This is a genomic window from Flavobacterium aquiphilum, from assembly GCF_027111335.1.
GTDB lineage: Bacteria > Bacteroidota > Bacteroidia > Flavobacteriales > Flavobacteriaceae > Flavobacterium > Flavobacterium aquiphilum.
In genome coordinates, this window is sequence record NZ_CP114288.1 from 4,616,564 (window position 1) to 4,628,700 (window position 12,137).

General features: G+C 36.4%; 12 protein-coding genes. 7 read left to right on the forward strand and 5 right to left on the reverse strand.

Features of this window, described 5'->3' with window-relative positions; genetic code table 11:
- Nucleotides 1-15: 15 nt before the first annotated feature.
- From OZP12_RS18750 to OZP12_RS18760, 3 genes are all read right to left on the reverse strand, one after another.
- Nucleotides 16-840 carry a glucosaminidase domain-containing protein gene (locus OZP12_RS18750; RefSeq protein ID WP_281226602.1) on the reverse strand — a complete coding sequence of 275 codons (825 nt, stop codon included), beginning with the start codon at nt 838-840 and terminating at the stop codon, nt 16-18.
- A gap of 18 nt (nt 841-858) precedes the next feature.
- Nucleotides 859-1,833 carry a 1-aminocyclopropane-1-carboxylate deaminase/D-cysteine desulfhydrase gene (locus OZP12_RS18755; protein ID WP_281226603.1) on the reverse strand — a complete coding sequence of 325 codons (975 nt, stop codon included), beginning with the start codon at nt 1,831-1,833 and terminating at the stop codon, nt 859-861.
- An 89-nt stretch (nt 1,834-1,922) separates the two neighbouring features.
- Nucleotides 1,923-2,255 (reverse strand): hypothetical protein, encoded by a 333-nt coding sequence (locus tag OZP12_RS18760; RefSeq protein WP_281226604.1) that lies wholly within the window; start codon nt 2,253-2,255, stop codon nt 1,923-1,925.
- Nucleotides 2,256-2,379: 124 nt separating this feature from the next.
- Between OZP12_RS18760 and OZP12_RS18765 the strand changes: the two genes are divergently transcribed.
- The 7 genes from OZP12_RS18765 (at nt 2,380) to OZP12_RS18795 (ending at nt 10,367) form a co-directional block, all read left to right on the forward strand.
- On the forward strand, nt 2,380-2,556 hold the full coding sequence (locus OZP12_RS18765; RefSeq protein ID WP_281226605.1) for a C1orf53 family protein: 177 nt from the start codon (nt 2,380-2,382) through the stop codon (nt 2,554-2,556).
- Between the two features lie 205 nt (nt 2,557-2,761).
- Nucleotides 2,762-4,780, forward strand: a complete 2,019-nt coding sequence (hutU, locus tag OZP12_RS18770; RefSeq protein ID WP_281226606.1) for a urocanate hydratase — start codon at nt 2,762-2,764, stop codon at nt 4,778-4,780.
- A gap of 307 nt (nt 4,781-5,087) precedes the next feature.
- On the forward strand, nt 5,088-5,651 hold the full coding sequence (locus tag OZP12_RS18775; RefSeq protein WP_281226607.1) for a DUF4136 domain-containing protein: 564 nt from the start codon (nt 5,088-5,090) through the stop codon (nt 5,649-5,651).
- A 357-nt stretch (nt 5,652-6,008) separates the two neighbouring features.
- On the forward strand, nt 6,009-6,449 hold the full coding sequence (locus OZP12_RS18780; protein WP_281226608.1) for an ACT domain-containing protein: 441 nt from the start codon (nt 6,009-6,011) through the stop codon (nt 6,447-6,449).
- A 32-nt stretch (nt 6,450-6,481) separates the two neighbouring features.
- Complete coding sequence (gene ilvA / locus OZP12_RS18785; protein WP_281226609.1) at nt 6,482-7,726, forward strand: threonine ammonia-lyase IlvA; 1,245 nt, start codon at nt 6,482-6,484, stop codon at nt 7,724-7,726.
- Nucleotides 7,727-7,797: 71 nt separating this feature from the next.
- Nucleotides 7,798-8,190 (forward strand): group III truncated hemoglobin, encoded by a 393-nt coding sequence (locus tag OZP12_RS18790; RefSeq protein ID WP_281226610.1) that lies wholly within the window; start codon nt 7,798-7,800, stop codon nt 8,188-8,190.
- Nucleotides 8,191-8,603: 413 nt separating this feature from the next.
- Nucleotides 8,604-10,367, forward strand: a complete 1,764-nt coding sequence (locus OZP12_RS18795) for an aromatic amino acid hydroxylase (RefSeq protein ID WP_281226611.1) — start codon at nt 8,604-8,606, stop codon at nt 10,365-10,367.
- Nucleotides 10,368-10,486: 119 nt separating this feature from the next.
- On the opposite strand, the gene OZP12_RS18800 is transcribed toward OZP12_RS18795, so the two are convergent.
- Both OZP12_RS18800 and OZP12_RS18805 read right to left on the reverse strand, forming a co-directional pair.
- Nucleotides 10,487-11,110: a DUF4230 domain-containing protein gene (locus OZP12_RS18800; protein ID WP_281226612.1), complete on the reverse strand. Its 624-nt coding sequence runs from the start codon at nt 11,108-11,110 to the stop codon at nt 10,487-10,489.
- Between the two features lie 2 nt (nt 11,111-11,112).
- Nucleotides 11,113-12,078, reverse strand: coding sequence for a GSCFA domain-containing protein (locus tag OZP12_RS18805; RefSeq protein ID WP_281226613.1), 966 nt, complete (start codon nt 12,076-12,078; stop codon nt 11,113-11,115).
- Between the last annotated feature and the right edge of the window lie 59 nt (nt 12,079-12,137).

Below are 12,137 nucleotides of genomic sequence, written 5' to 3' on the forward strand. Positions count from 1 at the left end.
ACGAATACTATTAAGTTATTTCACTATCAGTTTTTGTCCAACGTAAAGCGCAGTATCCATTAAATTATTTTTCTGTTTTAATTCTTCAACTGTTAAATTGAATTTTTTGGAAACCGAATACAAAGTATCCCCTTTCTGGATTTCATACAAATTAACCTCATCAATCCCAAAATTATCTTCGAGCAATACTTTGGCTTCATCCTTGGTTATTGCTTTTCCTAAAACTTTACTATCATATTGGCTCAAATTGTACGTCTCAATATAGCTTATCAATTTTTCTGGGTATCTTGGATCAGTTGCATAGCCTGCTTCTCTCAAGCCTTTTGCCCAAGCTTTGTAATCTCCTTTGGGCAATGCAAACAAATTAGCATATCTTTTTTTTCCAGTTAACAACAAAGCATGGTCCTGATACGATTCGGAAGCTTTATCATATTTCCTAAAACATTCATTGGGAGAATCATCGTCTTTGTAAATTTTATCACCCGTCCAGTCGTTATGGCATTTAATCCCGAAATGATTATTCGCTGTCATTGCCAGATCTCCTTTACCTGCACCCGATTCCAAAATTCCTTGTGCCAAAATAATACTAGCGGGAATTCCATACATTTTCATATTATTCATTGCAACCGAGTTATATTGTGCAATATAGGCTTTGGTCAATTCATTTGTAGTCATTGGTTTTGAAGTAGTCGGCGATGTATTATTTCCACTGCTTCCTACTTGAATTGGTTTGGAATATTTCCACCCCACCGGTTGTTTTTTAGTCACTATAGCAGGTTTCGAAGAACCGCATCCGATAATAGTCCCAATCAAAAGAAATAAAGCTGTTTTTTTTAACATATATGGTATATTTGGGTGTTATGTTTCTATCAATGTTTTGTTTTTGCTTTTCAAAAGCGCATTCATTCCCTGAATTCCCTGCAATCCTCCGGTATGAATCAATAAAATTTTAGCATTTTTTGGAAAATAGTTTTTCTGTATTAAATCCATAACGCCAAAAACCATCTTTCCCGTATAAATGGGGTCTAACGGAACTTGTGTTTTCTTGTAAAACTGATTTATAAACTGAATCAATTCTTCATTCACTTTTCCATAGCCCCCAAAATGATAATCGGTTATTAATTCCCAATTCTCATTGGTCGCAAATTTACGAATTTCTTCCGGTAAAGTAGTCATTTGCCTAAGGTCGTCAGGAACGCTTTTTTCAATTAAATTTGAAGAAAATTTATTCATGGGCGTTTCATCTTTTAAAAAATCGACTTTTAATGCCGGAAATCCTAAAACTTTTTGATGAGGCAATGCACTATTGATTAAGCCCGAAATGGTTCCGCCCGTTCCTACCGCGCAACAAATAAAATCAAAAACACTATCTTCATCAGTCAGTATTTCTTCGCAGCCTTTTATCGCATATTGATTGGTTCCGCCTTCCGGCACAAGATAAAACGAACCGAATTTTTTCCTTAAATTAGCTATAAAATCGGGATCAGTTTTCTGTCGATAAGCTTCTCGATTCACAAACTCAAATTGCATTCCGCATTCCCGAGCAAACCGCAAAGTTGGATTTTTGTCAATTTTATCCCCCAATTCATCCCCGCGAATCACTCCAATAGTTTTAAAACCCTGTTCTTTTCCTGCATAAGCTGCAGCCGCAATATGATTGGAATAGGCACCACCAAAAGTGAGGAACGTTTCCTGCTTTTCGATTTTTGCCTGAAGCAAATTATACTTCATCTTCCTGAATTTATTTCCTGAAATAAAAGGATGCAACAAATCTTCCCTCTTGATTTCGAGGGAAATTCCGTTGGGAAGATTGTATGTTATTTTTTGATTCAAGCTTTATGAATATTTTTTTATTTGTACTAAAAAAGATTGCACGCAGGTTTCGCAGATTTTTGAATTCAATTTTCTAAACTTCTAAACATTTAAACTCTCGTATACTTCCAAAACCTAAAAAATCTCCTTTTTTCAAGATAATTCAAATCCTGTTCATTGGCGTAAGCCTCTCTTTCAAAACTGATATTTCTATAAGCCAGATTGGTGTTTTTGTACTGAAGCAAACGTACCGCATATTCGACAAAATACCAAAGAAAAAAAGGCAAAACGAGTAATTCTAATTGTTGGCGAAGATGTATTTTTTCGTGATTGACTAATACTTTGTTTTCAGAATCAAATCGATATTTTATAAACACAAATGGAAAAACCGTAAGTCCCCGATACCCTTTTGGAATTAAATATTTGGCAACAATAACAAACATTGATTATAAAATTTATAGATTTGTACAGATAATTTAGGCTAAATCAAAGAAAAACACAATCCCTAAATTGCAAATCTAAATAAACTAATGAGAATCCTAAATAGATTTTCAAGCATACAAAGAAATGATAGAACAAGATAATGAAAATAAATTAACAGAAGCGGAAGATTTTTATTTCACTCCTGAAGGTTACAAATGCTTCACCGAAAAATACCATTTAAAAAGAGGCTATTGTTGCAAAAGCGGTTGTCGCCATTGTCCTTATGGGTTTGATAAGAAAACGGGGGAGATTAGAAAATAGATCTTAGACTGCAGAATTCTTTAAAGTATTAACCATTCAATATAATTGTGGACATCCTTTCTTTAAAATATAGAATTAAAATTTACAAGTCCTATCACAGGTCGGATATTCGCTATCCATAGTTTTTTATGTACCAATTTGAAATTAGAAAATCCGAATCGATTTTTTAAACCTTTAAATTTTTCAACCTTTAAATAAAAAACTAATGACTTTCCAAGAACAAATTCAACAGGGAATCCCATTTATATTACCCCAGCCAAAACCGTTTGACGCAAACATTAACCACGCACCGAAAAGAAAAGAAATCTTAACCGAGGAAGAAAAAAAACTGGCGCTTCGAAATGCCTTGCGCTATTTTGAGCCAAAACATCACGAGGAACTGCTTCCTGAGTTTCGCAACGAACTCGAAACCTACGGACGAATTTATATGTACCGCTTTCGTCCTGATTATAAAATGTATGCCCGTCCAATCTCCGAATATCCAGGAAAAAGCGAACAAGCCAAAGCCATTATGCTAATGATTCAGAACAATCTGGATTACGCAGTCGCACAACATCCGCACGAACTGATTACCTACGGAGGAAATGGTGCGGTTTTCCAAAACTGGGCACAATATTTATTAACGATGAAATACTTGTCGGAGATGACCGATGAGCAAACATTGACGATGTATTCCGGACATCCGATGGGGTTATTTCCTTCCCACAAAGACGCTCCTAGAGTTGTTGTCACCAACGGAATGGTAATCCCAAATTATTCCCAACCCAATGATTGGGAAAGAATGAATGCATTAGGCGTTTCGCAATACGGACAAATGACCGCCGGAAGCTATATGTACATAGGCCCTCAGGGGATTGTGCACGGAACGACAATTACGGTTTTGAATGGTTTTCGAAAAATAAAAAGAAGTCCAAAAGGAGGTTTATTTGTGACTTCCGGTTTAGGAGGAATGAGCGGCGCACAGCCAAAAGCTGGAAATATTGCCGGCTGCATAACGGTTTGCGCTGAAGTGAATCCAAAAATAACCCACATTCGTCACAGTCAGGGTTGGATTAACGAAATAATTGAGAATCTTGACGAATTGGTTCAAAGAGTAAATTTGGCAAAAGCCAATAACGAAACCGTGTCTATCGCTTACCTCGGGAATGTTGTGGATCTTTGGGAACGATTTAACGAAGAAAACCTTTATATCGATTTGGGTTCCGACCAAACTTCGCTACACAATCCTTGGGCAGGAGGATATTATCCGGTCGGAGTTTCATTTGAAGAAGCCAATGCTATGATGGCAAACAATCCTGATTTATTCAAAGAAAAAGTTCAGGAAACCTTGCGTCGTCATGCAGCCGCTATCAACAAACACACAGCCAAAGGAACGTATTTCTTTGACTATGGCAATGCCTTTTTACTGGAAGCCTCACGAGCCGGTGCTGATGTACTAAAAGAAGAAAGCATTGCTTTTCCCTCTCCTTCGGGGAGGGCTGGGGTGGGGATTGATTTCAAGTACCCAAGTTATGTACAGGACATCATGGGACCAATGTGTTTTGACTACGGATTCGGTCCTTTCCGTTGGGTTTGTACCTCTGGAAAACGGGAAGATTTAGCAAAAACTGATGCTATTGCAAGTCAGGTTTTAGAAGAAATGGCCAAAACAGCTCCTATTGAAATCCAGCAACAAATGCAGGATAATATTCAATGGATAAAAGGTGCTCAGGAGAATAAATTGGTCGTTGGTTCACAGGCCAGAATCCTATATGCCGATGCCGAAGGTCGTATGAAAATTGCCGAAGCTTTCAATCAAGCTATTGTCAAAGGCGAAATTGGAGCGGTTGTTCTGGGTCGCGATCATCATGACGTTTCCGGAACTGATTCGCCTTACCGCGAAACTTCCAATATTTATGACGGTTCAAGATTCACTGCCGATATGGCCATACAAAACGTAATTGGCGACAGTTTCCGCGGTGCCACCTGGGTATCGATCCACAATGGAGGCGGCGTTGGCTGGGGCGAAGTAATTAACGGCGGTTTCGGAATGGTGCTTGACGGTACCCCCGAAGCTTCACGACGACTGACTTCAATGCTTTTTTGGGATGTCAATAACGGAATATCGAGACGCAGCTGGGCCAGAAACGAAGGCGCTGTTTTTGCCATAAAACGTGCTATGGAAGTCGAGCCTTTGTTGAAAGTGACCCTCCCCAATTTAGTCAATGATGAATTGCTGAAATAAGCAACGATTAGCTTTTGAAATACAAAAGAATATTTTGGAGCTAATCCTGCTATCCGCTGCAAGATTTTTTATAAACTCGTTTTTTTCTAAGAACAAAAAAGAGCTTCCGCTGGTCGCTTTTTTTGTTCAAGAAAAAAATACTCGTTTTTCAAAAAATGCTTTTCACTACTATCAGGGCTAACCACCAATTAAAGACAAGCACATTTAAGAAAAATGATTGCAAAAGTTATTTATTTTAACTAATTTAGAACAAATAAATTGGTACGATTTTTGCAGTAAATTTAAAGCAACATAAATCATATAAAAGATGAAAACATTCAAACTCTTATCCCTGTTATTGCTTTTCGTAGTTGCCTCGTGTGACACGGTAAAAGTATATTCTGATTATGACAAATCAGTAGATTTTACGCAATACAAAACTTTTGCTTTTATGAAATCCGGAATCGATAAAGTCGAAATTTCCGATTTGGATAAAAAAAGAATCCTGAATGCAATCGATCAACAATTACAGTCTAAAGGTTTTACTAAAAGCGAAAATCCTGATTTATTGGTCAACATTTTCACTAAATCAAGAGAAGAAATCAGCGTAAACCAATTCAACGCAGCTTATGGCTACGGATGGGGATGGGGATGGAACCCTTACATGTATGGAGGCCATACTTATGTAAGCTCCTCTACTGAAGGAACATTATACATAGACCTAATCGATGCTAAAAAGAAAGAACTTGTCTGGCAAGGAGAAGGTAGCGGAACCCTTTCTAAAGATATGGCTGAAAAAGATGCTATAGTCAATGATTTTGTTACCAAAATTTTACAACAATATCCTCCGACAAAACCTGAAGTCAAAGAAAATAAGGAAAAGAAAAAATAATTAGATGAAATTTAAACAGGCTCTTATCCTTTGATTTCTAAAAAATCAATACATTTACAGCCTGAACGAGAAAAATGAAAAACTTAATTAACATCGTCGTAATCATTATTATAATTATCATTTGATAATTATGGCGAGGTGTTATATAAATAAGTAAACAGTATACAATTTATGAAACCTCCCAAATCGGGAGGTTTTTTTATTTTAACCAACATGCAAAATTTAGCAACAATTATTATAGTAATTATCATTATTCGTTTCACATGACGAGTCAGGATTCTATTTGCTAATAAAGCCTTTCTCTGTCAAAATAGTGAAAGGCTTTATTTTTTTTAAACAAAAACAAATTATTCAGTTATGAACCAAGAATTTACAATTACACTTTTTAGTGAAAAAAATGAGACACTAATCAATAAAGTAGTCCTTATTTTAACCCGAAGAAAAATAAACATAAACAGCTTCTCTGTAATTTTTTGCAAAACAGTAAATTTATACCGTTTTACCATTACGCTTATTGAAACAGAGTCAGCAGTTCAAAATTTAGTGCATCAAATAGAAAAAATCATTGAAGTCTTTAAATGTTATTTACAGACCGAAGCCGAGCTTTCTACTCACCAAATTCTACTATTAAAAGTTCCGAATTCTGATGAAAAAGAAAAACAAGTCAGATCAATTATTAATACCTCCCCTATTTTCAAGGAAGCAGATTATTGCGTTTATACCAGTAAAATACATATAGAAACAATCCCGCAATTAGCCACAATAATAACTGAATTAGAACCAATGAATTCTTTTTAATTCAAAAATTTTAAATTCCAAATACTACAAAAATGACTTTATTTACAGCAATACAGCAAGCCCAAAAACAACTTCAAAATGTAGTCCCCACTACCCCTCTGATTGAAAACCTAAATTTATCTGAAGAGTTTGGCGCAACCATTTTATTAAAACGCGAAGACCTCCAAGTCGTTCGATCCTACAAAATAAGAGGAGCTTATAACAAAATAAGTTCCTTGACAGCTGCCGAAAAAGAAAATGGAATTGTCTGTGCCAGTGCTGGAAATCACGCACAAGGTGTCGCTTTTTCTTGCCATCTTCTAAAAATAATGGGTAAAATTTATATGCCAAAAACAACGCCCAAGCAAAAAGTAAAACAGGTTCAGTTGTTTGGAAAAAAATATGTAGAAATTGTATTGACAGGTGATACTTTTGACGATGCTTATGCAAAAGCCGTAACCGATGCCACAGAAAACAACAAAACATTTATCCATCCTTTTGATGATTTAAAAGTCATAGCCGGTCAAGGAACCGTTGGATTAGAAATTCTGGATACTTATAAAGAACCTATTGATTATGTTTTTGTCCCCATTGGCGGCGGCGGACTAGCCTCCGGGCTTTCAACCGTATTTAAAAAGCTCAGTCCTACAACCAAAATTATTGGCGTAGAACCTCTTGGTGCTCCTTCGATGAAAACCTCAATTGCCAATCACAAAAACACAGCATTAGATACTATTGACAAGTTTGTAGATGGAGCGGCAGTAAAGCAAGTAGGCGACTTGACTTTTGACATTTGTCAAAAAAATCTAGATGACATTATATTAGTCCCGGAAGGCAAAGTCTGTACGACAATATTACGTCTGTACAATGAAGAAGCAATGGTAGTTGAACCTGCAGGTGCCTTGACTATAGCTGCATTGGATTTTTACAAAGAACAAATAAAAGGCAAAACGGTGGTTTGCATTGTCAGCGGAAGCAACAACGATATTGAAAGGACTGCCGAAATCAAGGAGCGTTCTTTACTCTATGAAGGGTTAATGCATTATTTCATGATTCAGTTTCCGCAACGTCCCGGGGCATTGAAAGAATTTGTAAACGACATCCTGGGTCCTGATGATGACATTACTTATTTTCAGTTTGCCAAAAAAAATAGCCGCGAAGTAGGATCTGTCGTTGTTGGATTGGAATTGAAAAATCCAAATGATATTCATGCCATCAAAACCAACATGGAAGCAAAAGGATTCGAATACCGATATCTCAACGAAAAGCATGACCTGTTTACCATGCTAATAGGATAAATTAACAGATCTTTTTCAGCCAATTTTCTAATTATAGGCTACCTTTGTAAAAGTTTTTTATACATAAAAAAATGGCTAACAAAGACATAACAAACCTAGAAGATATTCAATTAATGGTAAATACATTCTACTCGAATGTAAGAAAAGACGAACTGATTGGTTCTATTTTTAACGAAAAAATAGGTGATCGTTGGACGGAACACTTGGAAAAAATGTACCGATTTTGGCAAACGATTCTGCTGGAAGAACACACATATTCCGGAAGTCCTTTTCCACCTCACAAACAACTTCCGGTGGAGAAAAAACACTTTGCCCGTTGGATGGAAATTTTCACCGAAACAGTGGACAATCTTTTTGAAGGCCCACTGGCTGAAGAAGCTAAACTAAGAGGACGAAGTATGGCAGAAATCTTCAACCATAAAATTGAGTATTTCAGACATGAAGCGAAACATCCGCTTTTGTAAAATAGAATATTAAGAAACTACCGCAACTGACAGATAAAGTTAGTTGCGGTTTTTTATTTACAATAGCACTCTGAATCTGATTTAAATGGCACGCAGAGACGCAAAGGAGCAGATTAAATCTTTGCGTCTCTGTGTGTCTTTGCGAGAATTGATTGGTTTTAAAAAGTGATTACAAAAAAGCCTATTACTTCCGTTTAGCCCCGGGTGAAGCGAAAATCCTTGTGGGTCTCGTCCCTAAAAGACGAGACCTACAAGATTGTAGCGAAAAACGGGTCCCATGTTTTCAAAAAATGCCAAATATTTCTGCTTCAAAAAAACATTAACTTTTTGTGAAATTGTAAATTTTATACCCAAAAATTCCTTTTCGAATTTGAATATCGTACTTTTGTGTAAATAACTATATCGATTTCGTAATGAACACAAAAATAAAAAGCAATCCACTATTAGACCGTTTGCCAAAGCATTTGAAACAGTTTATCAAACCACAGGATTATAGCGAATACACTCCTATAAATCAGGCGGTATGGCGATATGTGATGCGCAAAAACGTGGATTATCTTTCAAAAGTAGCCCACAGTTCGTATCTGGAAGGATTGAAAAAAACAGGAATTGAGATAGACCGAATTCCGAGCATGTATGGCATGAACCGTATCCTTAGCGAAATTGGCTGGGCTGCCGTAGCTGTTGATGGTTTTATCCCGCCCAATGCTTTTATGGAATTTCAGGCGTACAATGTTTTAGTAATTGCATCAGACATTCGTCAACTCGAACATATTGAATATACTCCTGCCCCCGACATCATTCACGAAGGTGCCGGCCACGCTCCTATTATTGCCAATCCTGAATATGCGGAATACCTTCGTCGTTTTGGTGAAATAGGTTGTAAGGCCATTTCTTCGTATAAAGATTACGAAATGTACGAAGCCATTCGTTTGCTTTCTATTTTAAAAGAAGCCGAAGACACGCCACAATCTGAAATTGAAGCTGCTGAAAAAGCAGTAGAAGATTTGCAAAACAACATGGGCGAATTATCCGAAATGGCTCAAATCAGAAACCTGCATTGGTGGACAGTGGAATATGGCTTAATAGGCACATTGGAAAACCCAAAAATATACGGTGCCGGTTTATTATCGTCCATTGGCGAGAGTGCTTGGTGCATGACTGATAATGTGAAAAAAATCCCTTATGATTTTTCGGCAGTTCATCAAAGTTTTGATATTACAAAATTACAACCACAATTGTACGTAACTCCAGATTTTGCTTACTTGAGTTTGATTTTGGAGGAGTTTGCCAATACAATGGCTTTGCGAACAGGCGGATTATCAGGAATAAAAAAACTAATCCATTCCAAAGCATTAGGAACAGCCGAATTGAGTACCGGTTTGCAAATTTCGGGCATCTTTAGCAATGTTATTGAGCATGAAGGAAAACCTATTTACTTTCAAACAGCAGGCAAAACCGCTTTGTCATATAGAGAAAAAGAATTAGTTGGCCACGGAACCGCCACTCATCCGGAAGGATTTGGAAGTCCGTTAGGAAAACTAAAAGGTATCAATCTTGCCATTGAGGATATGAGTCCGCGTGACCTAAAAGCTTATGGCGTTTATGAAGGACAAACTGCAACCTTGGAATTTGAAGGAGACATAAAAGTAGTTGGTGAAATTATTACCGGAAAAAGAAATCTGCATGGAGAAATTATCCTAATTTGTTTCAAAAACTGTACAGTAACACACGGAGACACTATTTTGTTCCAACCTGAATGGGGCAATTATGATATGGCCGTAGGTAAAAAACTAGTTTCCGCTTTTTCAGGCCCAGCCGACGTAAATAGTTTTGACCTGATATCGCATGTTCCTTCAACAAAAACCATTAAAGCCAAACAAACGGCGGAAAGAGATGATTTGGAAGTACTGTACCAAACAGTGAGAAGTATTCGTGAATCGAATGACACGAAGACTTCATTGGAACCTATTTTTGAAAAACTTCTAAAAGACCATCCAAACGACTGGTTGCTTTCTGTAGAACTGATTGAACTTCTAAACGCCCGAAACGAAACGAACTTAATACAACAGGTTCTTTTGCATTTGGATAATCTTAAAAAACAACGTCCCGAACTCAAAAAATTAATTTCAAACGGATTGGAATTGATTTTCGAGAATGAAGAAACGACGCATTAGAATTACTTTTTTTACCAAAAAAGTTTTTTCTTAAACCATTAAGATATTAAGATTCATTAAGCTAAATGATTCTTAATATCTTAATGGTAAAAAAACATCTTACTGTTTAATTTATATTTTTATAGTTTCAAATCTTGCTGTAATTCTTTCTCGTTTGCAATGACTTTACCTTCATATTGCAATTTCCATCCCATAGTATTGGTCAGAATCAAAATCTTGGAAAGTTCGCTTATCAAACGGTTTTGCGCATTGGATTTCAAGGATGACTTTTCTATTTTCTTAGCTAAATTGGCCTTTACCGATTTATTGATTTTGTTGTAATCGTCCCCTGTAAAAGGATTCATCTGGCTTTGCTCCACGTCATAAAATTGAATATCCGGACTTATCTTTATTTCTTCTTTTGGGATGCTTACAATCGTGATGGTTTTGTTGGCTTCGTCAATATCGTATTTCATTTGGTGCAAATCATAGGAGACCGTTACATCGGCATTGACAATTACCAATGCTTTTTTCTCAAACGAAAGCATATCCATCATATATTTCTGTTGGTTTTTATAAGTCACTACTTCTGAGAAATGCCCTTCTGTAACTACTAATTTACCCACATTCACGATTTGTTGCTGAATCAAATTAGTATTATAATCCAAAGACGATTCATCACCTTTTTTGAATTCACAAAATTTGAATGCCAAAGCAATTAGTACTAAAAGCACTGCTCCGACTAAAATTCGTTTTATTAACATAATTAAAATTGCATAAATGAATATTGAGCCACTAATGTAGCGATTTTCGACTGAAGATTGGCCTCGAATTTTTTATGACTTTCAGAATTCGGATTAAAAGGACGGTGTTGTAATCCCTTTTGAATACTTTCGATAACATCCATTGTAGAATAAGCCGTTTCGGAAATAGCAGATTCCCTAAATCTTTCCCAAATATAATCGATTGCCACCTGGCTCGGATGCAACATATCCTCGGCATAAAAACGATAATCCCTAAGTTCGTCCATCATAATTTCGTAGGAAGGGAAAATCCCCCTAGCCCCCGAAGGGGGAACTCCAATCGACTCGTTCAAAACATGATAAATTGCAGTAATCAAATGCGCTTTACTGATTTGGTTTTCAACAAAACCATCTTTCAGGTGACGCACGGGCGAAACGGTAAAAATGAAACTGCAATTTGAATTTATTGATTGAATTAAATCAATCGTATTCCTCATACTCGTCTCAATAGTTTCAACACTAAGCAATTCTTTGGAAAACTGCTTTTGAGGCACTTTATGGCAATTGGCAACGATAAAGTCTTTTTCGATGCTACGATATACCCAAGAAGTTCCGTAAGTAATAATAATATGGCTGGCTTCTTGCAATTGTTTCTTGGTTTCTACCAAAGTTTGATTCAGGTTTGTCAACAATTCCGCTTTATCTGAATGACTTAAATCCGAATGTACCTCAAAACAATGCCAACGTTCATTATGAAAAAAAATATCTTCTTCAGTGAACAAAGCCCCATTCACTACCCTATCTATAATTCTCTCAATAGAAACCGGATTGAAAATAATCCCAAACGGATTAATTGCACTTTGAAATTTAAAATATTGGAATTTATCACCCATATTCTCGGCAAAGCAAGAACCTAATGATACAATTTTGGAGTTGTAGTCTATTGGATTGGGATTTTTAAGTATAGGTATTTCGGTTGTAAAATTCATATTTATTTATTTATTTCTAAAGCGGAAATTTCAAGCAAAATCTTTTTCTCGCAAAGACG

Excerpts from the sequence above, each read along its gene's own strand:
- OZP12_RS18780 (WP_281226608.1), top strand. The coding sequence starts at position 6,009 with ATGAACCAAGAATTTACAATTACACTTTTTAGTGAAAAAAATGAGACA.
- OZP12_RS18775 (WP_281226607.1), top strand. The coding sequence starts at position 5,088 with ATGAAAACATTCAAACTCTTATCCCTGTTATTGCTTTTCGTAGTTGCC.
- OZP12_RS18750 (WP_281226602.1), bottom strand. The coding sequence starts at position 840 with ATGTTAAAAAAAACAGCTTTATTTCTTTTGATTGGGACTATTATCGGA.
- ilvA (WP_281226609.1), top strand. The coding sequence starts at position 6,482 with ATGACTTTATTTACAGCAATACAGCAAGCCCAAAAACAACTTCAAAAT.
- OZP12_RS18800 (WP_281226612.1), bottom strand. The coding sequence starts at position 11,110 with ATGTTAATAAAACGAATTTTAGTCGGAGCAGTGCTTTTAGTACTAATT.
- OZP12_RS18765 (WP_281226605.1), top strand. The coding sequence starts at position 2,380 with ATGATAGAACAAGATAATGAAAATAAATTAACAGAAGCGGAAGATTTT.
- hutU (WP_281226606.1), top strand. The coding sequence starts at position 2,762 with ATGACTTTCCAAGAACAAATTCAACAGGGAATCCCATTTATATTACCC.
- OZP12_RS18790 (WP_281226610.1), top strand. The coding sequence starts at position 7,798 with ATGGCTAACAAAGACATAACAAACCTAGAAGATATTCAATTAATGGTA.
- OZP12_RS18795 (WP_281226611.1), top strand. The coding sequence starts at position 8,604 with ATGAACACAAAAATAAAAAGCAATCCACTATTAGACCGTTTGCCAAAG.
- OZP12_RS18760 (WP_281226604.1), bottom strand. The coding sequence starts at position 2,255 with ATGTTTGTTATTGTTGCCAAATATTTAATTCCAAAAGGGTATCGGGGA.
- OZP12_RS18805 (WP_281226613.1), bottom strand. The coding sequence starts at position 12,078 with ATGAATTTTACAACCGAAATACCTATACTTAAAAATCCCAATCCAATA.